The sequence below is a fragment of the Lentzea sp. NPDC102401 genome (assembly GCF_044765805.1).
GTDB classification, from domain to species: Bacteria; Actinomycetota; Actinomycetes; order Mycobacteriales; family Pseudonocardiaceae; genus Lentzea; species Lentzea sokolovensis.
The window spans coordinates 867585-892061 of sequence record NZ_JBIWKS010000002.1; the positions used below are offsets into that span (position 1 = coordinate 867585).

The 24477-nt window shown below is 69.5% G+C and carries 23 protein-coding genes; 7 read left to right on the forward strand and 16 right to left on the reverse strand.

The features are described from left to right. Positions 1 to 9: 9 nt before the first annotated feature. From ACIRG5_RS09560 to ACIRG5_RS09600, 9 genes are read right to left on the reverse strand one after another with little or no spacing between them, the layout of a single operon-like run. The gene (locus tag ACIRG5_RS09560; protein ID WP_402902595.1) at positions 10 to 2454 is read right to left on the reverse strand and encodes an ABC transporter permease; all 2445 of its coding nucleotides are present in this window, start codon (positions 2452 to 2454) and stop codon (positions 10 to 12) included. A gap of 9 nt (positions 2455 to 2463) precedes the next feature. Continuing rightward, complete coding sequence (locus tag ACIRG5_RS09565) at positions 2464 to 3150, reverse strand: hypothetical protein (RefSeq protein WP_402902598.1); 687 nt, start codon at positions 3148 to 3150, stop codon at positions 2464 to 2466. Beyond that, complete coding sequence (locus ACIRG5_RS09570) at positions 3151 to 4017, reverse strand: hypothetical protein (RefSeq protein WP_402902601.1); 867 nt, start codon at positions 4015 to 4017, stop codon at positions 3151 to 3153. 17 nt (positions 4018 to 4034) lie between these two features. Then, on the reverse strand, positions 4035 to 5027 hold the full coding sequence (locus ACIRG5_RS09575; protein WP_402902604.1) for a proline racemase family protein: 993 nt from the start codon (positions 5025 to 5027) through the stop codon (positions 4035 to 4037). Further along, the gene (locus ACIRG5_RS09580) at positions 5024 to 5917 is read right to left on the reverse strand and encodes a dihydrodipicolinate synthase family protein (RefSeq protein ID WP_402902606.1); all 894 of its coding nucleotides are present in this window, start codon (positions 5915 to 5917) and stop codon (positions 5024 to 5026) included. Before ACIRG5_RS09580 ends, ACIRG5_RS09575 begins: the two co-directional genes overlap by 4 nt. After that, positions 5914 to 7107, reverse strand: a complete 1194-nt coding sequence (locus ACIRG5_RS09585; protein WP_402902608.1) for an FAD-dependent oxidoreductase — start codon at positions 7105 to 7107, stop codon at positions 5914 to 5916. Before ACIRG5_RS09585 ends, ACIRG5_RS09580 begins: the two co-directional genes overlap by 4 nt. Further along, on the reverse strand, positions 7104 to 7286 hold the full coding sequence (locus ACIRG5_RS09590) for a 2Fe-2S iron-sulfur cluster-binding protein (protein WP_402902610.1): 183 nt from the start codon (positions 7284 to 7286) through the stop codon (positions 7104 to 7106). The genes ACIRG5_RS09585 and ACIRG5_RS09590 overlap by 4 nt, the downstream gene beginning before the upstream one ends. Beyond that, complete coding sequence (locus ACIRG5_RS09595; protein ID WP_402902613.1) at positions 7283 to 8362, reverse strand: NAD(P)/FAD-dependent oxidoreductase; 1080 nt, start codon at positions 8360 to 8362, stop codon at positions 7283 to 7285. The genes ACIRG5_RS09590 and ACIRG5_RS09595 overlap by 4 nt, the downstream gene beginning before the upstream one ends. A 27-nt stretch (positions 8363 to 8389) precedes the next feature. Next, positions 8390 to 8935: a helix-turn-helix domain-containing protein gene (locus ACIRG5_RS09600; protein ID WP_402902616.1), complete on the reverse strand. Its 546-nt coding sequence runs from the start codon at positions 8933 to 8935 to the stop codon at positions 8390 to 8392. A gap of 30 nt (positions 8936 to 8965) precedes the next feature. Between ACIRG5_RS09600 and ACIRG5_RS09605 the strand changes: the two genes are divergently transcribed. Then, entirely contained in the window at positions 8966 to 9352 is a 387-nt protein-coding gene (locus tag ACIRG5_RS09605; protein ID WP_319973078.1) for a hypothetical protein, read from the forward strand. A gap of 16 nt (positions 9353 to 9368) precedes the next feature. Here ACIRG5_RS09605 and ACIRG5_RS09610 read toward each other — a convergent pair whose 3' ends face one another. Next, complete coding sequence (locus tag ACIRG5_RS09610; RefSeq protein WP_402902621.1) at positions 9369 to 10235, reverse strand: DUF4231 domain-containing protein; 867 nt, start codon at positions 10233 to 10235, stop codon at positions 9369 to 9371. A 193-nt stretch (positions 10236 to 10428) separates the two neighbouring features. On the opposite strand from ACIRG5_RS09610, the gene ACIRG5_RS09615 reads away from it, so the two are divergent. Continuing rightward, complete coding sequence (locus tag ACIRG5_RS09615; protein ID WP_402903129.1) at positions 10429 to 13302, forward strand: CBM35 domain-containing protein; 2874 nt, start codon at positions 10429 to 10431, stop codon at positions 13300 to 13302. Positions 13303 to 13368: 66 nt separating this feature from the next. Further along, a complete protein-coding gene (locus tag ACIRG5_RS09620) occupies positions 13369 to 14199 on the forward strand; it encodes an oxygenase MpaB family protein (RefSeq protein WP_402902624.1) in 831 nt (276 codons plus the stop codon). 3 nt (positions 14200 to 14202) lie between these two features. Here ACIRG5_RS09620 and ACIRG5_RS09625 read toward each other — a convergent pair whose 3' ends face one another. Then, the gene (locus ACIRG5_RS09625; RefSeq protein ID WP_402902627.1) at positions 14203 to 15204 is read right to left on the reverse strand and encodes a hypothetical protein; all 1002 of its coding nucleotides are present in this window, start codon (positions 15202 to 15204) and stop codon (positions 14203 to 14205) included. An 18-nt stretch (positions 15205 to 15222) separates the two neighbouring features. Continuing rightward, on the reverse strand, positions 15223 to 15987 hold the full coding sequence (locus ACIRG5_RS09630; protein ID WP_402902630.1) for an alpha/beta fold hydrolase: 765 nt from the start codon (positions 15985 to 15987) through the stop codon (positions 15223 to 15225). A gap of 94 nt (positions 15988 to 16081) precedes the next feature. Here ACIRG5_RS09630 and ACIRG5_RS09635 point away from each other — a divergent pair, with 94 nt between their 5' ends. Next, on the forward strand, positions 16082 to 17575 hold the full coding sequence (locus tag ACIRG5_RS09635; protein WP_402902633.1) for a chitinase: 1494 nt from the start codon (positions 16082 to 16084) through the stop codon (positions 17573 to 17575). A gap of 38 nt (positions 17576 to 17613) precedes the next feature. Here ACIRG5_RS09635 and ACIRG5_RS09640 read toward each other — a convergent pair whose 3' ends face one another. Continuing rightward, entirely contained in the window at positions 17614 to 18255 is a 642-nt protein-coding gene (locus tag ACIRG5_RS09640; protein ID WP_402902636.1) for a transcriptional regulator, read from the reverse strand. Between the two features lie 69 nt (positions 18256 to 18324). Between ACIRG5_RS09640 and ACIRG5_RS09645 the strand changes: the two genes are divergently transcribed. After that, complete coding sequence (locus ACIRG5_RS09645) at positions 18325 to 18651, forward strand: DUF6204 family protein (protein ID WP_093587908.1); 327 nt, start codon at positions 18325 to 18327, stop codon at positions 18649 to 18651. Here ACIRG5_RS09645 and ACIRG5_RS09650 read toward each other — a convergent pair. Beyond that, entirely contained in the window at positions 18626 to 19876 is a 1251-nt protein-coding gene (locus ACIRG5_RS09650; protein WP_402902639.1) for an amidase family protein, read from the reverse strand. The genes ACIRG5_RS09645 and ACIRG5_RS09650 overlap by 26 nt on opposite strands. Positions 19877 to 19953: 77 nt before the next feature. Further along, on the reverse strand, positions 19954 to 22083 hold the full coding sequence (locus ACIRG5_RS09655) for an RICIN domain-containing protein (protein ID WP_402902641.1): 2130 nt from the start codon (positions 22081 to 22083) through the stop codon (positions 19954 to 19956). 95 nt (positions 22084 to 22178) lie between these two features. Between ACIRG5_RS09655 and ACIRG5_RS09660 the strand changes: the two genes are divergently transcribed. Next, a complete protein-coding gene (locus ACIRG5_RS09660) occupies positions 22179 to 22685 on the forward strand; it encodes a helix-turn-helix domain-containing protein (protein ID WP_402902644.1) in 507 nt (168 codons plus the stop codon). Continuing rightward, on the forward strand, positions 22678 to 23256 hold the full coding sequence (locus tag ACIRG5_RS09665; RefSeq protein ID WP_402902647.1) for an SRPBCC domain-containing protein: 579 nt from the start codon (positions 22678 to 22680) through the stop codon (positions 23254 to 23256). Before ACIRG5_RS09660 ends, ACIRG5_RS09665 begins: the two co-directional genes overlap by 8 nt. Here ACIRG5_RS09665 and ACIRG5_RS09670 read toward each other — a convergent pair. Further along, positions 23232 to 24431, reverse strand: a complete 1200-nt coding sequence (locus ACIRG5_RS09670) for an FAD-binding protein (RefSeq protein ID WP_402902650.1) — start codon at positions 24429 to 24431, stop codon at positions 23232 to 23234. The genes ACIRG5_RS09665 and ACIRG5_RS09670 overlap by 25 nt on opposite strands. Positions 24432 to 24477: the final 46 nt, after the last annotated feature.

Below are 24477 nucleotides of genomic sequence, written 5' to 3' on the forward strand. Positions count from 1 at the left end.
AAGCGCGAATCACCTGAGCAGTTCTCCCATCCGTGCGGTTCTCACACCGCGCAACGCGAGCCAGGCCGCCACGACGACCACCAGAGCGCCGCACGTCACCATCGACACCAGCAACGGCAGCAGGTCCGGCAGCATCGGGGCCGGGTTCAGCCACGGCGCGGGATCCAGCCGCGGTACGGCCGCTCCCGCGCTCAGGAACGAGGCCACCGAGCCTATCCCGAGTGCCAGCGACGCCAGTGCGCCCACTTCCAGGAGATGGCTCGACCACAGCACGGCCGGGCGCATGCCCATGCGGGTCGACAGCGCGCCCGAGACGGCGTTCTGGCGGCGGCGGACCTCGACGGCCAGCAGCAGCGCCACGGCGGCGACCACGGCCAGGACCACGCCGATCGCCGCCACGAAGCCGAAGGTCCACTCGACGGTCAGGAACGGCAACCCGTCCAGCACACGGGCGCGGTCGGCGACGTTCGTGTAGTGGATTCCTTCGGCCTGCAGCGCGGAAGTCAAGGCGGACAACGGAAGCGACGACCACAGGTGCCACGAGCCGACCTGTTCGGCGGCGGGCACCGAGTCACGGGCCACCACGTAGCCGCGCGTGCCGAGCTTCGGGAACGACGGCAGCGACGCGACGGGCTTGAGCAACGGCAGGCCGGGGACCTGGATCTCCTGGTTCGCCGAACGGCCGATGCGCACGGCGGGCGCGGTCTCGCCTTCCCGCCGCAGCCCCGAGAGCAGCGAACGCACCGAGGCGGCGTCGTCCAGCACCGCGGCGTCGGTGAACGTCGCGGGGTCCACGACCAGCGCACCCGTGCTCACGCCGACGAGAGTGGTGTTGCCCCGCAACGAGGACGGCAGCGCAACCCGGCCGAGCGCGACGTCCTGCGACACCTGGACCGTGCTGTTGGCACCGACGAACACGCCCGACTTCGAGTCCAGCGCCGACTGCTGCGCGCCCGCCACCGCGCTGCCGACGGCGATGGTGCCGACCGCCAGCACACCGACGAGCAGCACGCCGGTCACGGGGCCGGAGGCCGCTGCCAGGCGGCGCACGGCGAGTTGGGCGGCCGGGACCCGCCACCACCGCACGTGGTGCGACCAGACCAGCGACCACCGCAGCAGCCGGGTCGCGAGCAACGCCGCCGCCAGCACCACGAGCAGCGGGAACGCCAGCGCGGCCACGTCGACGCGCGGCAGCGAACCCGGCTTCAACGCCGTGCCCAACCCGTTGTGGGACAGGCGAACCCATGCCGGCACGGCCAGTCCGGCGACGACCAGTTCCCACGGCACCAGCGCGAGCCGCCGCGTCCGGGTCTGCGCCTGGAACGTCCGGTGCGCCCGCCAGGCCGCCACCAGCACGGTCACCGCCAGGCTCAGCACCACCACGGCCAGCACGAACCCCAGCGCCACCCAGAGCGTTCCGGAAGCCGGCACGACCCCTGGCGCGTACAACGGCAACAGCAGCCGCGCGGCCACCAGCCCGAGCAGACCGCCCAGGACCAGCGGCGACCCCAGCTCCAGCACACCGCGCAAGCCCAGGGACAACGGGCTCGCCCCACGCACCCACAGCAGCCGCAACTCGGAATGCCTGCGTTGCGCCCATTGCACGGTCACGGTGCCCACGCCCGCCAGCCCGACCAGCACGCTGATGATCACCAGCGGGAGCAGCGCGGACGAGACGTTGCGCTCCGCGGTCCGTGCCGCCGTGATCGCACCGGACAGCAGATCGGTTCGCGTCAACGGCAGCCCGAGCGCCGCCAGCCGCGCGTTACCGTTGTCCCGCAACGCCTCCGCCTCGGCGAGCGTCGCCGGAGCCTCGGTGGGGAAACGCAGCGACACGGTGGCGCCCGACGCGAACTCCGGCGGCAGCAGGGCGAGGTCGGAAGCGGAGGCCACCCAGATCACCGACGTGCTGGCGCCGTCACCGCCCAACGGGTTCGGCACCACGGTCTTGGCCTCGGAGCACCACCACCCGGACACGGGTTGCGTGAGGTCGGCGTAGATCGCGGTCACCACGAGCGACGAGCCGGTCAGCCGGTCGCCGATCTTCACGCGGGCGGCCGTGGCGATCGTCTGCGGCACCCACAACCCGGTGCCACCGCCCTGCACCACGGTCAGGTGCGACAACGCGTCCGGCCGGTAGCCGAACCGGCCGTAGGTCGCGAGGCCGTTGAAATCAGGCCGGTCGATCCGCGTGTAGGCGGCGCCGAGATCGCTACGCGCCGCCATCGAGACGGCGGCCGGCAACGCGAGCCCGTCCCCGTCCAGCGACGGGTGCACGGAATGCGGGCACATCCGTCCCTGCTGATAGGCCAGAGCGGCACTGCCCGCAGCGGAGGAGTGCAGTGCGGCCGCGGCCACCACGAAGCCCAGCAGCAACGTCGTCGCGATGCTCACCAGCAACGTGAGCGGACTCGACAGCGCGGCCCTGGGCGCGGCTCTCCACGGCAACTGCACCTGCGCACGCTAACCGGCGACTCCGGAATTTGGGAGGCTTTCGACGGTAACGGAACGCATGACCCCGAACCGGGCTCCGAACGGGTCGACGAGCACCGCGATCCGGCCGACCCCGTCCAGGTCGCAGGGTGCGAGGAGCACCGGTGCGGAGGCCGCGGCCTGATCCACATCGGCCACCTCGAAGTACGGCAGCCAGAAGGCTTGGGTGTCCGCGACGATCGCGCCGAACATCCGGCCCGCACCCGTGCCCGCCGGCCGCAGGAACTGGCCAGGCGCCCCGGGAATCAGCTCGATCTCCCACGAGAACAGCGACCGGTAGAAGGAGGCCGACGCGCTGGGCGCGGGGGAGTGGAGTTCGAGCCACGTCAGCGATCCCGGGATCGACACCGCGCCGATCCCGGGGCGTTCTCCCGCCTGCCACACGCCGAACTCACCGCCGTGCGGATCGGTCAGCCGGACGTCGGCCGCCGGTTCCGCGCCGGACGCGGCGAAGTGGACGGTCCACGAACCGGACTGCGAGGGCACCTGTCCGGCCACCGTCCGGCCGGCGTGGGTGAACACGCCGGTGCCCGGGGTCTCGAGCGGCTGGTACCCCCAGCCGAGCACGCGCCCGTAGAACTCCGCCGCGGCGGCCTCGTCGGACGTGCCCAGATCGATCCAGGCAGGCGCTCCGGGCACGAAGTCGGTAGTGATCATCTACGCCCACCTCCAGCGGATACCTACCCAGTTCACCGACACATCAGTCTCGAAGTGGTGCACGGAGTTCGTGTGGTCCAGTTCCAGGTCGATCGTCCGGTGCGGTTCAGGTTCCTCCCAGTCCTGGAGGTAGACGTGCGGGTCGACGGGTGGCGCGGCCGGGTCGAAGTGCACCTCGATCAGGCTCTGCGCGAGGAAGCACCGCACGCCGTGCGCGTACTCGATGCTGTCCAGCTGTGTCGGGTCGTGCGCGACGAACTCGAAGACCCAGGTCTCGCCTTCCAGCAACGGCTTGTCGAACAGCAGCTCGTCGACGACCACGTGCGCGGTCTCGTCGCGGGTGGACCGGCCGAGACGGCAGTTGCGCACCGGTTCCTGGCGCAGCCCCGCCGTCTCCACCGAGTCGTCGCAGAAGTAGTGCGCGTAGAAGCGGTCGACGCCGTCGCGGCGGGCCCGGACGACCATCCGCACGTCGACGCGGGACGCGTGCCGGGCGGCGTCCACGAACACCCTGTCGTGCCGGGAGAGGATCTCCAGGTCGTTGGCGTTGAAGCCGGGCATCATGCCGGGCACGACGTCCGGCCAGCCGCTCGGGCCGGTGTGCTCCAGCAGGGTCCGCAGCGCGCGGGGCGGCACCTCCAGCAGCTCTTCCAGCACCGACACCGCCCTGAGCGACTTCGGGGAGATCGGCCGCACCCGGCCCTGCTGCCAGTCGCTCAGCGTCGACAACGCCACCGCCACGTCGTGTTGCGCGAGGCGGAGCCGGAGCCGTTCCAGCGTCAGGCCACGCCGGCGGATGGCCGCGCGCAGCGCCGAGTGGAACGGTCCGATGCGCAGCAACGCTTCCAGGCTGGGTGAAGTTGTCACGCGCATGACTGTAGTGACTACAACGCGAATCCCTCAGGAAACGGATCGGTCTCGTCCAGAAGATACTGACCCATGCCGGTGATCCACGCGCGTCCGGCCACTGTGGGCACGACGGCCGTGCGATCGCCGAGCGGGACCTCTTCGAGCAGCCGGCCGATGAACCTCGTCCCGATGAACGACTCGTTCACGAAGTCCTCACCGATGCCGAGCTCACCGCGGGCGTGCAGCTGGGCCATCCGGGCGCAAGTGCCTGTGCCGCAGGGTGATCGGTCGAACCAGCCGGGGTGGATCGCCATCGCGTTGCGCGAGTGGGCGCCGTCCTGGCCGGGCGCGGTGAACTGGACGTGCTTGCAGCCGCTGATCGCCGCGTCGACGGGGTGCACCGGCCGGTTCACCGAGTTGATTTCGTCCATGATGGACAGACCAGCCGCTAGAATTCGTTCCTTTTCCACGCGATCGAACGGGATGCCGAGGTCCGCGAGGGGCACGATCGCGTAGAAGTTGCCGCCGTAAGCCATGTCGTAGCGCACTTCGCCGAGTCCGGGCACGGTGACGACGGCGTCCAGTTCGTGTGCGTACGCCGGGACGTTCCGGATCGTCACGAGCTTCGTGCGGGTGTCGTAGTCGGCCAGCACCAGCCCGGCCGGGGTGTCCAGGCGCACGGTCGTGACAGGTTCTGTCAACTCGACCATGCCGGTCTCGACCAGCACCGTCGCGACGCCGATCGTGCCGTGCCCGCACATCGGCAGCAGGCCGGAGACCTCGATGAACAGCACGCCCCAGTCCGCGTCCTGACGGGTCGGCGGCTGCAGGATCGCGCCGCTCATGGCCGCGTGCCCGCGCGGCTCGTTGACCAGCAGCCTGCGGATGTGGTCGTGGTTCTTGATGAAGTTCAGGCGCTTCTCGGCCATGGTCTCGCCGGGGATCACCCCGACCCCGCCCGTGATCACGCGCGTCGGCATGCCCTCGGTGTGCGAGTCGACGGCGCTGAAGTACTTGGCGAACCTCATGAGGTGGCCAGTTTCATGTCCGCGTCGACCTGGGCGAGCTGCTCGGGGCTCAGCGGGCCGCGCGGCGGACGGCACGGACCGCCGTAGCGGCCGACGAAGTCCATGGAGCGCTTGATGGCCTGCACGAACTCGGTGCGCGAGTCCCAGCGGAACGCCGGCACGAGCTTCTCGTACAACGCCCGAGCCTCGTCGAGCTTGCCCTCCAGAGCCAGGTCGAACAGCTGCCTGCTCTCGGCCGGGAACACGTTGGGGTAGCCCGCGAACCAGCCGGTCGCGCCCATCAGCAGGCTCTCCAGCACGACGTCGTCGGCGCCCGCCACGACGGTGAGGTGCGGGGCGGCCGCGCGGATCTCCAGCACGCGCCGGACGTCGCCGGAGAACTCCTTGACCGCCACGACGTTCTCGATCTGACCCAGTTCGGCGAGCAGGTCGGGCGTCAGGTCGACCTTGGTGTCGATCGGGTTGTTGTAGACCATGATCGGCAGCCCGGCCTTCGCGACCTCGCGGAAGTGGTGCACGACCTCGCCGCGGTTGGCCCGGTACATCGTCGGGGGCAGGCACAGCACGCCGTCCGCGCCGTCCTCGGCCGCCAGTTCGGCCCAGTGACGAGCCTGGTGCGCGCCTACGCCGTGCACGCCGATGACCGCGATTCCCCGGCCCTTGACCGCCGCGATGGCGGTCTGGGCGACCTCGCGGCGTTCCGCGTCGGTCAGCGACGAGTACTCGCCCAGCGAGCCGTTCGGGCCGACGCCGCGGCAGCCGTTCTCGACGACCCACCGGCAGTGCTCGGCGAACCTGTCGAGGTCCGGGCGCAGTCCGGCCGGCGCGGCGGGATCCTCCGCGTAGGGGAGTGCGGTGGCGACGATGACGCCGTCGAGGCGTTCGGTCATGACTTGTTCTCCTCCGGGAGTGCGGCGAGTTCGCCGAGGGGGATCGGGACCGCGATCACGCGGCGTTGTCCGTCGAACGGGACGCCGGTCAGTTCGGCGGCGTTGCGGGCGCAGATACGGCCCTGGCAGCGGCCCATCGCGACGCGGCTGGTGAGCTTGAGTTCGCGCATGCTGGTCGCGTCGGTCAGGTCCTCGAGCCTGACCTTCTCGCAGCGGCACACGGTGGTGTCCGGGGCCGGCCACGTCCGCCAGCCCGGTTGCACGGCGTGTGCCCTGGCCAGGGCCTGGGCGAACAGGCGGCCCTTGCGCACGGCCTCCACGGCAGTCCGCGGTGGTTCCTGCCCGGCCGCGGCGGCTCCGGCGATGACGCCTTCGGCTTCGGCGAGGTCGGCGCCGCCGATGCCGGTGACCTCGCCGGCCGCGTAGACGTGCTCGACCGACGTCCGCTGGTGGTCGTCGACGTCGTAGAAGTCGTCGGTGCGGCTCGCGTTCGGCAGGAGATCGGTGCGGGGCAGGAAGCCGTAGCCGACGCAGACGAGATCGGCCTGCACGGTGCGGTGGCTGACCGGCCGCCACTGGCTGTCGAGCTTCGCGACGGTCACGCGGTCGCCGTGCTTGGCGATCACGGCCGTGCGGGTCTCCAGTCGTGGCAGCACTTTCCGGTAGCTCGCGAGCTCGCCGATCTTGTGCCGGTTCGCGGTGATCGCCCTGGTCTCGCGGAGCCATCGGGCGGGGGAGGACGCCTCGTAGACGCCGACGAGCGTGGCACCGAGGTCCTGCAACGCCGTCGCGACCGGCAGCAGGAACGGGCCGGTGCCCGTGACGATCACGCGTTCGGCCAGCGTGACGCCCTGCTTCGCGAGGGCCTGGGCGGCGCCCGCGGTGATGACGCCGGGGCCGTCCCAGCCCGGGAAGGGCAGCGGCCGGTCGTAGGCGCCGGTGGCGACGACCAGCGCGTCGAAGTGCAGTTGTGCCGGTCCGCGCAGGTGGAGCGTGTTCCCCTCCACCAGCCAGGCCTCGGTGTTCTTGAGGTGCGTGACCCCGGCGTGGCCGAACTTGGTCCTGCCGCGCAGGTACTGGCCGCCGGCCTCCGGTTCCGAGTCGACCATCACGACCTCGGCGCCCGCGTCGGCGGCGGTTCTGGCGGCGGCCATCCCGGCCGGTCCCGCTCCCACGACCACGACCCTCATGACGTCGTCCTGATCACGTCGCCGTCGCGCAGCGGGTGGCGGCACGCGCGGACCTCGGGCACGCCGTTGATCTCCGCGACGCAGCCGAAGCACACGCCGATGCCGCAGAAGAACCTGCCGGGCAACAACTCCGCGACGTGCGCGACCTCGCGCTCCAGGCCGTTGAACGTCACCTTCACCTCATCACCTCCGGCCGGTCCACGCGGAACGGGTGGGGATCGACCAGCGGGGACTCGCCGGTGAGCAGTTGCGCGAGCAGACGCCCGGTCGCCGGGGCGAGTCCGACGCCCGCGCCCTCGTGACCGGTGGCGTGCCACAGGCCGGGCGTGCGGGGGTCCTCGCCGATGATCGGCAGATGGTCCGGGGCGTACGGGCGGAAACCGCCGTACGCGCGCATGACCGGGACGTTCGTCAGCATCGGGAAGAGCGCGATCGCCTTGAGCGCCAGCGCTTTCAGCACCCTGCTCTCGATCGTGTCGTCGAAGCCCTTGCGCTGGCGGCTCGACCCGATCAGCACCGTGCCGGCCTGGGTCGACTCGACCACGCCGGACGTCTGCAGGTCCGCGTCGCCGCTCGCGACCGCGCCGACGTAGTCCGCGTCGTAGACCTTGTGCCGGATCGTGCCGGGGATCGGGGTGGTCACGAGCACCACGCCGCGCCGGGGCAGCACGTTGACGCCGAAGTTCCGCGCCCACGGGCCGGTGGCGTTCACGACCGCGCCGCAGCTGATCACGCCGTCCGGGGTGGTGACGCTGCGGCCGTCCGTTGTGGACACCTCGGCGCGTCTGACCTCGATGCCGCGCAGCAGGGTCCGGGTGGCCTTGACGGGGTTGAGCTGCGCGTCCTGGAGGTAGTGGACGGCGGCGGTGATCTCCGGGTTGAGGTGGGGCTCGTGGGTCAGCGCGTCGGCGGTGGTGATCTCGCAGGCGTCGATGCCCGCGGCCCGTTGCTGCGCGGCGAAGGCCTGGAGCGGGACGACGGCCTCGGGCGTCGTGGCGACGACCAGTCCGCCCTTTTCCTCCCATTCGGCGTCTTCCGCCAACTCCGGCCACAGGTCGCGACTCGCCCGGGCCAGGTCGAGTTCGGGGCCGGGCTCCTTGTCGCTGACCAGGACGTTGCCCTCACCGGCCGCGCTGGTGCCCGACGCCGGTCCGTGCCGGTCGACGACGACAACGCGGAGCCCGCGCGCTCGCAGGGCCTGCGCGCACGCCGCCCCGATGATGCCCGCGCCCATGACCACGACGTCCGGCTGCATCGCCACCTCCGTTCAATAGAATGAACGTTAGTGCTTCGGGTACTCCAGCACCAGTACCGAGCTGACCTCACCGCCGACGGTCTCGTACGAATGCGGCATCGAGCCGGGGAAGCAGACGTAGTCGCCGGGTCCCAGTTCGTACGGTTCGTCCGCGGGCCCCACGCGCAGCTGACCGCTCGTGACCAGCACGTGTTCCTTGCCGGGGTGTCCTTCGCTGGTCTGCGTGGCGCCGGGCCTGATCCGCTGGTCGTAGATCTCCAGCACGGTGTCCCCGATGTCCATCCGCCGCATCAGCCGCAGGTCGACGGCGTTGCTGCTGAGCACCTCGACGTCGCGGGCGCGCACCAGCACGACCTCCGGCGGCGTCCGCGCGGTCACCAACTCCGACACCGGCACGTCCAGAGCGTTCGACAAACTGAACACTGTCTCGATCGTCGGGTTGCCCGCGCCGCTCTCCAGCTGCGACAGCGTGCCCTTGGCGATGGACGACCGCCGCGCGAGCTCCGACAGCGACAGCCCGCGCTGCTCCCGGAACGCCCTGATGTTGGCGCCAAGCACCTGACCCGCACTCATAGCCACTGATCGTTGCATAGGCTTGCGCCCATGACTGCGTACACGGAGGCGGAGGGGCAGACCCTCCGCACGGCCGTTTTCGGTGCCATGGTGCTGGTGTCCACTGCGGACCCCGGCTCGGTCGACGAGGAGAGCCAGGCGGGCGTCAGGGCCATCACCCTGCTCACGGACGACCTGCGCGCCATCATCGCCGCCGCGCCGCCCTCGCTGCCGAAGGGCTCCGCGTCCGATGTGGAGTCCGGTGTCCTGGCCGCGCTGCGGGACTCCGTGGCGATCATCAACGCCCACGAACCGCGCGACGTCGCGATCTTCCGCGCCGCCGTGTCGGAGATGTGCCGCTCGGTGGCGGGCGCCGACGGCGAGGTGGCCGCGGCGGAACGGGCGATGGTCACCAAGGTCGTCGAAGCGCTGAGCTGACGGCGTTCCGCCTGGCTCAGGTCGCGCTGGGCCGCGACGCGAGCCAGGCGGCGTGCTCCTTGCCGATCACGGCCTCGGTCTCGGCGACCACGGCGGCCCAGTCGCTCTCCCGCACGTGGGGGAGCCGGTGGTCGATGTCCGCGAGCTCGCCGGCCGCGGCCGCGTAGGTGACCCTGAGGTTCTCGTACTGCCGCAGGCCGATCCAGGCCGCGCCGCCCGCGACGGCCGCGGCCATCACGCCGGACAGGTCGACGTCCCAGACGCCGTTGATGCGCAGGATGGCGAAGACGATCGCGACGAGCTCGCCGACGATCATCAGGACGCGGAACACGTTCGCGCGGGTCTCGTTCATCGCCGCCCGGTCGCGGTACCACCGCACCTGCGGCTGGACGCGGGCCTCGCGGTAGGCGGTCCTGCGCTCGTCGAACGGCGCGGCGCGCAGCTCGGTCATGACCTGCTCGCCGGTGTCGTTCGCGCTGGTGAGCATGACCTCCCTGCGGTGTTCCCGCACCGCGTCGGCGATGGCGAGGTCCAGTTCCCTGCGCGGCTCCCGGGAGATCGCGTGGAACGGGTCGCCCGCCACGGCGTAGCGCCAGGCAAGCGACTTCACGCGTTCGGCGACGGTCCGGCCCGCGTTCCACTTCAGCTCCGGATGCATCACCCACAGCAGGAGCTCGCCGAACAGCGCGATGAGGAACCCGCCCAGCGCCACCCACGCCCAGACGTCGACGCCGCCGCCGATCTGCCACTTGAACGCACCGCCGACGGCCGCGACCACCGCGCCGATCAGCCGCACCCGGCTGAACAGCAGGGTGAGCCGCTGTCCGAGCCGGGAGACCGCCTCCGCGTCGTGGTAGAAGCCGGGCAGGTGCTCGTCGTTCATCCAGTTCCGTCCCCGGTGACCGAAGTTGATCGTGCGCAGCCAAACGCCTGATTATCACGGCAGCGCCTGACAATGCGCCTGATCCTGGATTGCTCCGATGAGTAGTCGGTTTCCGATGCGCTTCGCCCCTTGACCCCGGTGCTTCCGGTTGCAATCATCGGATCTTCTCGCCGCCGCCCCGGACGAGAAGGCGATGGTCATGGGACTACGTCGTTGGTGCGTGGCTGTGGTGGCCGCGTTGCTCGCAGGCCTGCTCACCCCAGGCGCCGCTCACGCCGAGGTGCAGCACCCGAGACAGGAGTGGCTGAGGCAGTCGACCGCCGGCCTGTTCCTGCACTGGGGCATGTTCACCGCCCCGAAGCACCTGAACTGCGCCGAGTGGGAGCGCGACGTCACCGGCGGCGGGTGGACCCCCGACTACTGGATCGACGAGGCCCGCAAGCTCGGCGCCTCCTACGTCGTGCTGGCGACGTTCCACTCGCGGCTGGGCTACGCGAGGCCGTGGCCGTCGAAGATCCCCGGCAGCTGCGCGACCGAACGGGACCTGCTCGGTGAGCTCGTCCGGGCGGGCAAGGCCAAGGGCGTCAAGGTCGTCCTCTACATGACCGACGACCCGCAGTGGCACAGCGAGCAGGGTGTGCAGATGCTCGACTCGGCCGCGTATTCGGCTCATCGCGGCGAGCAGGTCGACCTGACCACGCGTGAAGGCTTCGGCAAGTACAGCTACGACCTGTTCTTCGAGGTGATGAAGAACTACGACGACCTCGCCGGCTTCTGGATCGACAACGACAACGAGTACTGGGAGCGCAACAAGCTCTACGAGCAGATCCGGCAGCTGCGGCCCACCTGGTTGCTGAGCAACAACAACGAGGACACGCCGATCATGGACACGGTCTCGAACGAGCAGAAGACCGGCATGTTCCCGTCCTACGACTACCCGGCGGCGACGTTCACGCCGATGCCCCGCCTGTCCGAGGCCTGCTACAAGCTCCCCACCACGGGCGACTGGTGGTACGACGGCGGAAACCACGCCGTCGACACGCGCCTGAACACCGGCCGCTACATCACCAACGCGGGCTCGTCGATCAAGTCGCTGATGGCCGAGACGCCGATGGTGAACGGCAGGATGCCCGCGCAACAGGAGACCTACAACAACTTCATGGCCTCGTGGGTGCCGCCGATCCGCGAGTCGATCCAGGGCGTCGAGGGCGCCGGGTACATGTACGGCGGCATGCAGCCCGGGTTCTGGAACGACGGCGCGCACGGCGTGATCACCATCAACCCCCGTACCGGCAAGCAGTACGTCCATGTCGTCACCCGGCCGCGCGCCGACTTCGTTCGCCTGCGGGACAACGGATACCGGGTCACTTCTGTTCGTGATCTGCGCACCGGTGAACGGATGCGGTTCTCGCAGTCGGCCGGGCATCTGACGATCCAGGGGATTGCCCGGTGGGACGAGTACGACACGGTGTTCGCCGTGGAGACCGCTGGGCAGCAAGGCTTCTACACCGGAGTGAAGGCTTCGGCGACGTCCTCCTCGAACGGTTTCCCGGCTTCTCATCTGACGGATGGCAGCTATGAGACGTACTGGGACGCGGGTGCCGCGCAGCCTGTCTCGATCTCCTTGGATCTCGGGCGCCGTCGTGCGGCCGCGTTCCTCGCGATCAACCAGCGCGAGTCCTCGCCGACGCACGCCCGCGTGTCGTTCGGGCGGCCGGAGGATTCCTCACGCATCAAGGACTATCAGCTAACGGCGTCTGTCGACGGCCGCAGCTGGTGGCATGTGCGCAGCGGGGCGTTGCCTTCGGCGCGCGGGACGCAGTTCATCGACATCGGCTCGCAGGAGGCCCGGTTCCTGAAGCTGACCGTGCTGAACACCTGGGGCGGGCCGCAGGCTCCCGTTTACTTCAAGCAGCTGAGGATCGACGAGATCCGGGTCGGCCACAGCTATCCACGTGGTGTCGGTGGTGGTGTGCTGGAAGCCGAGGACGCGTCGCGGTCGGGTTCGGTGCGCGGCGAGTCCTGCGCGGCCTGCTCCGGCACGCGGCAGGTGACCGGGTTCGGGAGCGAGCGCGACACCGTGACGTTCCGCGATGTTTCCGTTGGTACGGCTGGTACTTACAGCCTGCGGCTCGACCTGACGTCCGCCGAGCCCTCGGTCGTCTCGGTCTCCGTGAACGGCGCGGCACCGGTTTCCGTCGCGGTGCCGCGTGATCGGGCGGACGTGCCGGACCCGACGTCGGTGGCGGTGCCGTTGAACGCGGGCCGCAACACGGTGAAGGTGTCCGGCACCGGCAAGCTCGGCCTGGACCGGATCTCGGTGGGCGGACTGCCACCGTCGACCTACACGCCGAAGACGACCCTGACCGTGGAACCCCATGGCGTGCAATGGGTTGCGCCCGGCCAGCAGTCCGTGAAGATCACCGCACGACTGCGGCTCGACGCCGACGACCAGATCGACAACGTGTCCCTCGCGCCGGTTCTCCCTGCGGGCTGGACGCTGACCGGTGCGCCGGCCACGCGTGCGTCGATGCGCCTGGCCGGTCTGCTCGAAGGCACCTGGACCGCGACCTCGCCCGCCGGCGCCGACGCGGGTTCGGTGAGCATTCCGGTCGCTGCCTCGTTCCAGCTGCTCGGCTCCGACCGCAAGGTCTCGGGCACGGTGCCGGTGCGCACCAGGCCCGCCGACCGCGTGTTCGTGCGGGAGGCCGAGGACTCGGCGAACCAGTTCGGCAGCACCGGACTGACGGGCTGCGGGCCGTGCTCGGGCGCGGAGAAGGTGCGCAACATCGGCGGCAGCGCGGACGCGTCGGTCACCTTCCCGAACGTGACGGTGCCGGAAACGCGCTCCTACAAGCTGTTCATCCAGTTCACGGTGAACGGCCCGCGGTCGTACTTCGTCTCCGTCAACGGCGGCGCGCCGGTCGAGGTGAAGCTCGACGGGGTCGGCAACAACACGCCTTACGTGGCCGAGATTCCGGTGACGCTGAACGCCGGCGCCAACACCATCAGATTCGGCAACGACAGCGCGGGTGCCCCCGATCTGGACCAGATCGCGCTCGCCTGACCAGGCTGAAAGGCGCCCTGCCTCGGCGGGGTGCCTTTCTCAGCGACCGGCGCGCATCATGGAGTGATGCTGGATGCACTGCGGCGGCAGCTGAGCGAGCGACTCTTCGAGAAGGTCGCGGGTCCGGAGCGGGCGAAACACGCACGCCGGATTCACGACTCGCCGGGGCCGCGCCTGTTCGCCGACGACCGGCCGATCCGGCACGTGCACGCTGACCACGCCATGTTCATCGGCGGGCTGCGGGCGTTGCTGCTGCAGTCGTTGCACCCGCTGGCGATGGCGGCGGTCGCGCAGCACTCCGACTACCTCACCGACCCGTGGGGCCGGTTGCAGCGCACGAGTCTCTTCGTCGGCGTCACCACGTACGGCACGACCCAGGACGCGCTCAAGGCCGTCGAACGGCTCGGGCGCGTGCATCGGCACATCCACGGCACCGCGCCGGACGGCCGGCGGTACCGCGCCGACGACCCGCACCTGCTGGGCTGGGTGCACGCGGCTGAGGTCGACAGCTTCCTGTGCTGCCACCGGCGTTACGGCGAGAAGCCGCTCGACGACTACGACGAGTACGTCGCCGACATGGCCGTCATCGCCGACGCCATGGGCATCCCGGACCCGCCGCGCACGGTCGCCGAGCTCGACGCGAAGCTCGACTCCTACCGGCCTGAGCTCAAAGGCACGCACGAGGCACGGGAAGCGGCCAGGTTCCTGCTGCTCAAGGCGCCGTTGCCGATGCTGGCGCGCGGGCCGTACGCGATCTTGAGCTCCACGGCGGTCGCCACCTTGCCGGTGTGGGCGCGGATGCCGTTGCGGCTGCCCTACCTGCCGATCGCGGAGGCCACCGGGGTGCGGTTCGCGGGCCACGCGTTGATGCGCGGCCTGCGGTGGGTCACCGGGTGAGAGTCAGCGGAAGTCGCTGAGGCGGAACGTGCCGAACATGTCCTTGGTGCGGTCGTTCCTGTAGTCGAAGGACGCCTCGACGCCCACCCAGCCGCGGAACCGCGCGTCGTCGTCGAGGATCTGCAGCATCGGCTTGACGTGGGAGTTCCGCGCGTAACAGAACTCGTCCTTCTCGCCGACGTCGGTCAGGCAGCTGCACCAGTGCCACCGGGTGTCCCTGCGGTCGTTGTTCGAGATCCGCGCGATGTAGTACTGGATCGAGCGGTCGGTGCTCGTCGACTTGCAGCCTGAGGTGCAGGAGTTCGTCGCATGAGGCTGGAGGTAGGTCAGGCACCACGACGTGATCGTGCACGTGATGTGGTCTCCAGGGGTGAGCTCGGAAGGCGGGCTCGTGTGCGGGGCGCCACCCTCCCAGCCCTGGGAGTCCTGCGGGAGCACGCCGGGGTGGGCCCGCACGCTCGACATCTGCCGGCGGACGTTCAGCGGGGTGTTGCTGCCATAGCCGTAGCCGATCGTGGCCAGGGCGTTGGAGCGGAAGTCGAGCCTGGCGAGCTTGTCGTCGGGACTCGTGATGATCGCCCACTGCTCGTTCCAGCCGGGGACGTTCCAGGTGATGTGCAGCTGGTCGCCGTCGATCCGGTAGTTGCCGGTGTTCGCCTCGTTCGGTGCGCCGGTGAACCCGCCCGCTGTGAGCACCTCGCAGGCCCGGACCAGCGGCTTCTCGGGCGTCAGCGACTTGGTCGCGCACGAGCCGTTGGGCGTGAGCCCGGTGCCCTGCCGCGCGACCGGTTTGCTCTGCTGCCACAGGTAGGTGTTCGCGCGCACCTTGCCGTCGGCGGTGAACGTGTAGTCGCTCAGCCGGGTCCAGTTGGCCGTGCCCTCCTTGAACGAGCCGCGCGAGACGACGAAGTAGGCCTTGCCGCCGGGCAGCGCGGCCGCCGTGGCCGGCGCGGGCAGGAACGTGAACAGGGACAGGACGAGTAGAACGATCGGCGCCTTGCGCATTCATCCCCCAGAGAAGAGCTAGCTCTCCAGGAAGTCGACCACAAGAGGCGTCGCCTCGCTCGCGAACTCCTCGAAGTAGCCGTGCCGGGCCCCCTCGATCAGGTGCATGACCGCGCCGGGAATCCGCTCCGTGATCAGGGGAGCGTTGGCCGTGGGGTTGAAGATGTCCTCGGTGCCGTGCACGACCAGGGTCGGTGCGGCGATCGACGGCAGCACGTCCCACGCGTCGTGCTCGGCGCTCGCGAAGAGGTGTCGCTTGCGTGCGTGCGGTGGCATCTGCGGGTCGCCGAGCGTGTTGTACGGGCCTCGGTAGGCCGGTGTGTACATCAACGCTTCCAACGCCCTGCGCGCCTTCATCGGGTCGACCTGCGCCAGCGACTTGCGGACCTCGGCGCTGCGCTCGATGCCGTGCGGGCCGCCGGGGGAGGTGCAGCCGAGTACGAGCCGGTCGACGTGCTCGCCGTGTGCGGCCGCGAGCCACTGCGCGATCCGGCCGCCCATCGACGTGCCGTAGACGTGCGCCCTGTCGATGCCCGCGTCGGCCAGGATCGCGACGCAGTCCTCGGCGAACGTTCTGGTGCTGTACGGGACGTCCGGCTTGTCGCTGGAACCGGTTCCGCGGTGGTCGGTGACGATCGTCGTGAAGCGCGCGGAGAAGGCCTCGCGGACCTGTGACCACCACTTCGACGAGTTCGCCTGGCCCGCGACGAGCAGCAGCGGAGGCCCGGAGCCCTCGACCGAGTAGAAGAGCCTGGTTCCGTCGGCGGCACGAGCGTGGGGCACGGCGAGAAGTCTAGAACCTTGACTTCTCGATAGATGGTCTAGTCCAATTCGGGGTGACCCCCTGCCGGCCGCCAACGCGTGAGGGATGGAACCCATGCTGTTGTTCGCTCGAATATCCGCGGTGGCCGCACTGGTGCTCGGCACCGTGATCGTGAGCCTCGCCCCCGCCAGTGCCGCCGGAGTCACGGCGACGTTCTCCAAGCAGGCCTGGAGCACCGGCTACACCGCGACGGTGACGATCAAGAACGAGACCAGCGCGGCCATCAGCTCCTGGAAGGTCGAGTTCGACTACCCGGCCTCGACCTCCGTCGGCGCCTACTGGGACTCGCTGCTCACCAAGAGCGGCAACCACAACGCGTTCGTCAACCGGGAGTACAACGGCTCGGTCGCGCCCGGCGCCAGCGTGTCGTTCGGCTTCAACGCCGCCGGCACCGCGGACCCGTCGAACTGCACGATCAACGGTGCGGCGTGCACGGGTGGCACCGGCCCGACGACCAGTTCGACCACCACCACGACCACGACCACAACAACGACCACGACCACCACCACGACGACCGGTCAGCCGCCCACGGGGCAGTTGCCGCGCAAGGTGCTCGTCGGCTACCTGCACGCCAGCTTCGCCAACGGCTCCGGCTTCATCCGCATGAAGGACGTGCCGGACGAGTGGGACGTCATCAACCTGTCGTTCGCCGAGCCCACCAGCGCGACGAGCGGTGACCTGCGGTTCAGCCAGTGCCCGGTCGCGGAGTGCCCGAACGTCGAGTCCGAGGCCGAGTTCATCGCCGGCATCCGCGCCCAGCAGGCGAAGGGCAAGAAGGTCAACATCTCCATCGGCGGCCAGAACGGCCAGGTGCGGCTGGAGACCACCGCGGCGCGCGACGCGTTCGTGCGGACGGTCGGCGGCATCATAGACAAGTACGGCCTGAACGGTCTCGACGTCGACTTCGAGGGCCACTCGCTGTCGCTGAACCCCGGTGACCTCGACTTCAAGAATCCGACGACACCCGTGGTCGTGAACCTGATCTCGGCGCTGCGGACGCTGAAGTCCCGCTACGGAGCCAACTTCGTGCTCACCATGGCACCGGAGACGTTCTTCGTGCAGGTCGGCTACCAGTTCTACGGCGGCACGGGCACCGGCGACGCGCGCACGGGTGCGTACCTGCCGGTGATCGAGGCCATGCGCAACGACCTGACGTTGCTGCACGTGCAGGACTACAACTCCGGACCCGTGATGGGGCTGGACAACCAGTACCACAACATGGGCGGCGCGGACTTCCACGTGGCGATGACCGACATGCTGCTCGCCGGGTTCCCGGTGCGCGGTGACGCGTCGAAGGTCTTCGCGCCGTTGCGGCAGGACCAGGTCGCGATCGGCCTGCCCGCCGCGCAGTACGCGGGCAACGGGTTCACGTCCGTCGCGGACGTCCAGACCGCACTGGACTGCCTCACCAAGGGCACGCGGTGTGGCAGCTACAAGCCGAAGGGCGTCTACCCGAACCTGCGCGGCCTCATGACGTGGTCGATCAACTGGGACAAGTACAACAACTACGAGTTCTCCAAGGCCCACCGGGCTTATCTGCCCCGATAGCGGCCGGGGGCGGCTTTCGCGAGCCGCCCCCGTGTCCGTCATGCCAGCGTGGACCAGAACTGCAGTTCGTACGCCTGCAGCAGGCGGCCGTAGCGCCACGCGTGCTTCGGTTGCCAGCCGGCGTCGAGGGACGCCTGGATCGCGGCGACCGCACGGTCTTCGAGTTGCGGTGCGGGCGTGGCGAAGAAGTCGACGAACGCGCACGCCTCGTCGTCGAACCCGTAGTGCTCGCGCAGCCCCTTCGCCATGCGCGCGCAGTAGCCGCCCCACGCCGTGAAGTTCGCCAGGATCGCGAGGATCACGTCGGTCGGCTCCCCGTTGAGCGCCATCCACGCCTGGTAGGCGGGGTAGGACTGGCAGCCGGGGAACGGCTCGTAGCCGTGGAAGGCCTTGGCGGACATGCCCGCCGCCTTCGCCAGCGGCTCCAGCATCGGCAGCACCAGTTCCTCGCCACCCGCGAGCAACGTGAAGAACGCCCGCGCGTTCGGCTCCTCCGCCTTCGCCGCCAGCGCCAGGAATGTTCGCCAGTCCGACGACACGATGTGGTTCTCCTCGGCGGCGAACGTGGCGATCACCGCGCGCGGAGCCTGTCCGGTTTCGATCAGTTTGACCACGAGGTTGTCGTGCTCACCGGGGTGCAGCTCCGTCCGGATGCGCGTGACCAGCTCTTTTGCGTTCATGGTCCCGATTCTTTCGCACTCGGGAAATCGTTCGCCAGACCGCGGGCCCTTCGGGGAGCATCTTCGCTCGTGGCTGAACACACCTACCGAGTACTCGTCCGCGGCCGGTTCGCCGACCTGACCTCCGAGCAGCGCGTCTCGTTGCAGGACCGCCTCAAGGGCTTCGACTTCCTGCGCGACGGCGGGTTCAGCGAGGAGGGCGCGCTGATGTTCGACGAGAAGCTCGACTTCTTCAGCTACCGCGTGATCCTGACCGCCGCCGAGAAGCCCGACGAGGCGGGGCTGCGGCGCGCGGCCACGGCCCTCGACTCGCTCGGCGTCGACTTCCAGGGCCTGAAGGCCAAGGTCACGGACATGGACGAGATGAAGGTCAACCGGCCGAAACGGCTGGGCTGAGCGGGACTTCGAGGACCTCGGCGGCGTCCAGGGCCAGGTCCTCCCGGTACATCCGGGAGACCACCTGGACGCCGGTCGGCAGCCCGCCGCGCAGCCCCGTCGGCACCGCGACCGACGGCACGCCGACGAAGCTGCTCGCCTCGCACAGCTTCAGCGCGTCGAAGTACTCGCCGAGAGCTTCGGGACTGCGCCGGTCCTGGTCCGGTTCGAACGACGCGATGGTCGACACGGGCCCGAGCAGCACCGGGTACCGGTCGAGCAGCCGCGCCCATTCCCGCTGGATCGCCAGCCGGGTGCCGGTGAGCGCGAGGAACTCCGCGAGGTCGAGACCGGGCCGCACCTCCAGGAGGTGGCGGGCGAACAACGCGACCTCCTCCCCGGCGAACGCGGCGAACTGCTCGTAGCCGAGTGCGATCGGCGTGGCGATCATCCGCAGGGACAGGTCCGCGGCCTCGTCCAGCCTGGGCACCTCTACTGCCTCGACCGCGTACCCGGCCTCCGCCAGGCGTTGTGCCGCCTCCTCGACGACCGGGTCGCCCGGCACGAATCCGGCCACTCGAGGTGCCGGTGGGCCGAAGGCCGGTACCGGCACCGTGCGAGGGTCAGCGGGATCGGCGCCGCACAGCAGGCCGTGCACCTTCCACAGGTCGGCGGCGGTGCGGGCGAGCGGGCCCTCGACCGTCATGACCTGGGTGGGGAACGACGGATCGGGCTGGCCGAGCACGCTGCCCTGCGGGTAGCGGCCGTGGCTCGGTTTCAGCGCGCAGACGCCGTTCAGGAACGCCGGCAGCCGCAGCGAGCCGCCGCTGTCGTTGCCGATCCCGAGGTGCACCATGCCCGTGGCCACGGCGACCGCGTCACCGCCTGAGCTGCCGCCGGGCGAGAGAGTGGCGTCCCACGGGTTGATGGTGTGCCCGGCCAGTTCGCTGTACGTGTGCATGCCACGGGCGTTCAAAGTCGGCATGTTGGCGTGCGCGATCGGTGTCGCCCCGGCCGCTCTCAGCCGCGCCACTACGGGCGCGTCCGCGGATTTCACGTTGCCCGCCAGCGACTTCAGGCCGTGCGTGGTGGCGGAGCCCGCGACGTCGATGTTGTCCTTGACTGAGAACGTGACCCCGGCCAGTGGGCCGATTGGCTCGTCCCGAACTTCGAAAACACTGGTCAACGCGTTGTAGACCGGGTTCAGGGCCTCGATGACGCGCAACTGCTCAGAAAGAATCCCCATGCTCCAGTCTATGCGGACCGGAACATGGGGATGTGTCGTTCAAACCACTCAGTGGAACATCAATTCTTGGGGAAACATCACGGGTAGTTGGCCAGGTAGGCCTCGGTGGAACCGGGACCGGCCGTGCCGCCCGTGTTGTTGATGATTCGCTGGATGGTTCCCTTGCCGCCCAACGAGATCGTCACCATGCTGTGGAACTTCACGCCGGGCGTCTGAGGCACCTCGAACGCCCGGTCGGCCACCACGCTCGGGTTGGCGTTGGCGAAGATGTAACTGCCCAGGCCCCACGCCTCGTGCGTCGTGACGTTGTTGGCGACCTTGTACGCCGCGTAGCCGCGGGTCGAGCCGTTCATCCACGCCGCCTGGTCGGGCGCCTCGTACGGCATCTCGTTCTGGTAGAAGTACGTCCGGCCGCCCTGGCCGTTCCAGATGGTCTGGTACTTCTGGTAGTGCTCGACGAACAGGCCGTACATCGTCACGTTGTTGCCGTTGACGATCAGGCCGGTGTCCGCCCGGTTCACGTCCCAGCCGACGCCGATGGAGTGGTCACCTCGCCACAGCCAGAGGTGGTCGCCGATCACGTTGTGGCTGTTGACCACCAACGAGGTCGTGGCCCGCCCGATGGCCGAACCGCCGATGCGCACGTACAGGTCGTGCACCGACGTCGGGTTGGCGGAGTGGTTGGCGTTGCTGCCCGGCGCGCCGATCTGCGCCAGCAGCGGCGAGTTGGTCGGGGCCGCGTCGAGGAGCAGGCCGGCGATCTTCACACCGTCCACATCGGCCACGTCGAGTGCCATGTTGCCGTTGGTGGGCATGACGGTCGCGAGGCCGAGACCCATCACGACGGTGTCGGGACGGGTGACGCGGATGGGCTCCGAGACCTGGTGGACGCCCGGCGTGAGCAGCAGGTGCTTGCCGGCCGCGAGCTGCGCGTTCATCGTCGCCGCCGAGGTGCCCGGCTTCGCGATGTAGAACTGGGACAGCGGGATGTTCGTGCCCTGCTGGTTGCCCGACGCCCAGGTGGTGCCGCTGGTGTTGGAGCGCAGCGCCGGGACGAACACGTTGTAGTTGCCGCTGCCGTCGACGTTCAGGAACGGCTTCTCCCGCACGACAGGGGTCTGCGCGACCGTCGTGTACGGGGGCTCCGGGAACGTGTTCTGCGGTGCGTTGCGGGCACCGACGAACACCATGTTCCAGTTCTCGCCCGTCCACGAACCCCACTCGGTGTTGCGCGACAGCCACTGCTGCTGCGAACCGGAGCGGACCTGGCCCGTGACCACGGAGTCGGCGAGGAAGCCACCGCTCGACCAGCCGTTGTCGTCGAGCTGCATGTTGCCGTAGGTCTTGGTGCGGCGCATCGCGGACGCCTGCGAGACGGCCCACGTGTTGGTGCCCGAAGGCGGGCGGATCGCGAGGTTCTCCGCGCCACGCCAGAAGTTGTGCGTCGCGTTGCCCTCGAACCAGTCGGCCTCGACGTGCACCTGGCCGTTGATCGTCACGCCGTCCGGCAGCAGGCCCAGGCCGAGGACCTGGGTGAAGAAGCCGATGTTGACGTCGACGTTGTAGTTGCCCGGCTTGAACATGATCGCGAACCGGCGCGCGTCGTACTGACCCTCCTCCTGCTGACGGAAGACGTCGTCGAGCCGCGCCTGGATCGTCGCGGAGGACATCGACGGATCGAAGATCAGCACGTTCGGGCCGAAGTCGGGCTGGCCCGGCTGCTGCGTGCCGCCGGTGAGGCGGAAGGTCTGCGCGTTGGTCCCGTTGCAGGTGTACTGGACCAACTGGACGTCACCGGTCGAGGCGCCGGGCACGTCGAGGCACTTGGCGCTGTTGCGGTTCACGAACCGGTAGGTGTCCGTGCCGACCGCTTCGGCGCGCCATTGCTGGTTGTTCGCGTTGAACGACTGCCACATGTGGACAGCCGCGTTGTCCGCGACGGAGACGTTCGAGACGTCCCAGACCTGACCCTGGCCGACGGTGAAGTACCCGTCGCTCGTGGGCGTGAAGGTCCAGGTCTGTCCGGAGCATCCTTGTTGGCGGAGCTGTGCGCCGTTGGTCGTTCCCAGCGACTCCACGCACTTTCCGCTGCCGACGTTCGTCACTTGATAAGCGGTTCCGGGCACCACGTCGGCCTGCGCCGCGACCGTCCACACAGGAACGATCGCTGCTGCCGCCAACGCTGCCACCAGCAGGGGAGTTCTCACGGTCACAGGGTGGGGCGGTTTGTTGCAACCGTCAACGAACCTTACTGTTTCCGGTCCCGTTCCGGTATTGACAAACAATTTTGTCAAATGGGACCGTGCTGGGCGTGGAGTTGTCGCCGTTGCGCAGATCGTTGCTGGAGCTGCTGAGATCGCCCGCCTCGGCGACGCAGCTCGCGGCGGTCCTCGACCTGCCCCGGCAACGCGTCAACTACCACGTGCGAGCCCTGGAGCAGGCAGGACTGGTCGAGCTGGTCGAGGAACGCCAGCGGCGCGGCTGCGTCGAACGCGTGCTGCGCGCGAAGCCCGGTCGCGAGATCGCCGCCGACGTCCAAGATCAGTTCGCCGCCACGCACCTGGTGTCCGTCGCGGAGGGCGCGGCCCGCGACGGCGAGCGGATGTCGGCCGCCGCGGCCGACGCGGGAAAGCGCTTGCTCACGTTCACGGTGGAGACGACGGTCCGGTTCGGCGCGCCCGGCGACGTCCACGAGTTCACCGGCGACCTGGCCGAAGCGGTGCGGCAGATCGCGCTGAAGTACGACACCGAGTCAGGCCGCCCGTACCGGGTGGTCGCCCTGGGCCACCCCGGAGTAGCAGATGAGTGACGAAGGCGTCCAGATCGAGATCACCGTGGCCGCGCCGGTCGAGGAGGTGTGGCAGTCGTTCCGCGACAGGGAGAAGCTGCGCCACTGGCACGGCTGGGACCTCCCGGAGCTCGACGCCGAGATCGACCACATCTACTTCCAGAACGCGCAGGAGGACGGCACCACGCTGATCGTCCACGGTCACGACACGTTCGCACTGAGCGCCGTTCCCGAGGGCACGCGCGTCGTGCTGACCCGCGCGCCCAAGGGCACCTCGCCCGAGTGGGACGACTACTACGAGGACATCACCGAAGGCTGGATCACCTTCCTGCACCAGCTGAAGTTCGCGCACGAGTTCCACCCCGGCGAGAAGCGCCGCACGCTGTTCTGGCCGTCCGAGGTCGATCTCGGCGTGGACGGCAAGCCGTTCTTCGAGTCGGCGAACCAGCGCGGCGTCGTGGTCGGGGAGTTCGGCCCGGGGCTCGTCGTCACCAGCGCGAAGATGACCGTCGTGACGACCTACGGGTTCTCCGACGCCGAGCTGGAGGCACTGCGGGGCAAGGGGCCTCAGCTGGAAGCGGACCCGAAGTAGGTCGTCAGGAAGTCGTTGCGGAAGACGCCTTTCGGGTCGTGCTCGCGCAGCAACGCCCGGAAGGCGTCCCACTGCGGGTAGCGGGCGGCCAGCAAGGCCGGCGGCACGGTGAAGAGCTTGCCCCAGTGCGGCCGCGGCGCGATGGCCTCCTCGAGCCTGGGCAGGATCCGCAGCACGGCCGGGGTGTTCGGCACCCAGGTGAAGTGGATCGCCAGGCTGTCGCGGTCGTAGGCGGGGCTGAGCCACTGCGGTTCGCCGTTGATGGTGCGGATCTCGCAGGTCTGCACCAGCGGTGAGATCACCGTGGACATCTCGGCGAGCGCCCGCAACGCCGTCACCGCGCGGGTGCGGGGGACGAAGTACTCGGTCTGGAGCTCCTCGCCGACCGACGGGGTGAACTCGGCGCGGAAGTGGGGCAGCCGCTCGTGCCACGGTCCGGGCACGCCGCCCTGGACCGTGCAGTGGGCCGCGGGCTGGCCGGGCACCGGGTGGGCCGGTTCGGACGCGGGGCGGCCGGGGAAGCGGAACTCCTCGTCGCCGACGCGGTGCTTGACCCACAGGGTCGCGCCGCCCTGCCAGTCGACGAACGCGCTCACGCTGTACGCGCCGTCGAAGATCTGTTCCAGCTGGACGAGCAGGGTCGTCCACGCGACGTCCTGGTAGACCGTCTGCGCTACCTGGAACGACGGCACCACGTCCAGCGTCACCGTGGTGATGACGCCCAGTCCGCCCAGCGACACGGCCGCGCCACGGGAAGCAAGCTCGACGACCGAACCGTCCCCGCGCAGCACCTCGACGGACCGCACGGCACCGGCCAGCGAACGGGACCCCGAGCCGTGGGTGGCGGTCGCGATCGCGCCGGCCACGGTGATGTGCGGCAACGACGGCAGCGTGTGCAGGGCCAGGCCCGCCGCCTCCAGCCGGACGGACAGGTCGGCGAGCGTCATGCCCGCGCTGACCCGGACCGTCTGGCCGGACACCTCGAAGATCTCCGGCATGGCCGACAACGACACCAGCGTGCCGGTCGTGTCGGCGATCGTGCTGAACGAGTGCCCCGAACCGACGACGTGCACGGCCGACGAACCGCGCACGAGCGCACGCAGGTCTTCGGCCGAGGTGGGGGTCACGGCCTGGGCCGCGGTGAACGTGACGTTGCCAGCCCAGTTGGTCCTCATATGCACACGGTAGGCGTCCTGACGCGGTACGTCATGTCCACTATTG

Bases quoted from the DNA above. Each gene is read 5' to 3' on its own strand.
- ACIRG5_RS09565 (WP_402902598.1), bottom strand. From the start codon at position 3,150: ATGATCACTACCGACTTCGTGCCCGGAGCGCCTGCCTGGATCGATCTG.
- ACIRG5_RS09575 (WP_402902604.1), bottom strand. From the start codon at position 5,027: ATGAGGTTCGCCAAGTACTTCAGCGCCGTCGACTCGCACACCGAGGGC.
- ACIRG5_RS09580 (WP_402902606.1), bottom strand. From the start codon at position 5,917: ATGACCGAACGCCTCGACGGCGTCATCGTCGCCACCGCACTCCCCTAC.
- ACIRG5_RS09585 (WP_402902608.1), bottom strand. From the start codon at position 7,107: ATGAGGGTCGTGGTCGTGGGAGCGGGACCGGCCGGGATGGCCGCCGCC.
- ACIRG5_RS09595 (WP_402902613.1), bottom strand. From the start codon at position 8,362: ATGCAGCCGGACGTCGTGGTCATGGGCGCGGGCATCATCGGGGCGGCG.
- ACIRG5_RS09600 (WP_402902616.1), bottom strand. From the start codon at position 8,935: ATGAGTGCGGGTCAGGTGCTTGGCGCCAACATCAGGGCGTTCCGGGAG.
- ACIRG5_RS09605 (WP_319973078.1), top strand. From the start codon at position 8,966: ATGACTGCGTACACGGAGGCGGAGGGGCAGACCCTCCGCACGGCCGTT.
- ACIRG5_RS09610 (WP_402902621.1), bottom strand. From the start codon at position 10,235: ATGAACGACGAGCACCTGCCCGGCTTCTACCACGACGCGGAGGCGGTC.
- ACIRG5_RS09615 (WP_402903129.1), top strand. From the start codon at position 10,429: ATGGTCATGGGACTACGTCGTTGGTGCGTGGCTGTGGTGGCCGCGTTG.
- ACIRG5_RS09620 (WP_402902624.1), top strand. From the start codon at position 13,369: ATGCTGGATGCACTGCGGCGGCAGCTGAGCGAGCGACTCTTCGAGAAG.
- ACIRG5_RS09625 (WP_402902627.1), bottom strand. From the start codon at position 15,204: ATGCGCAAGGCGCCGATCGTTCTACTCGTCCTGTCCCTGTTCACGTTC.
- ACIRG5_RS09635 (WP_402902633.1), top strand. From the start codon at position 16,082: ATGCTGTTGTTCGCTCGAATATCCGCGGTGGCCGCACTGGTGCTCGGC.
- ACIRG5_RS09640 (WP_402902636.1), bottom strand. From the start codon at position 18,255: ATGAACGCAAAAGAGCTGGTCACGCGCATCCGGACGGAGCTGCACCCC.
- ACIRG5_RS09650 (WP_402902639.1), bottom strand. From the start codon at position 19,876: ATGGGGATTCTTTCTGAGCAGTTGCGCGTCATCGAGGCCCTGAACCCG.
- ACIRG5_RS09665 (WP_402902647.1), top strand. From the start codon at position 22,678: ATGAGTGACGAAGGCGTCCAGATCGAGATCACCGTGGCCGCGCCGGTC.
- ACIRG5_RS09670 (WP_402902650.1), bottom strand. From the start codon at position 24,431: ATGAGGACCAACTGGGCTGGCAACGTCACGTTCACCGCGGCCCAGGCC.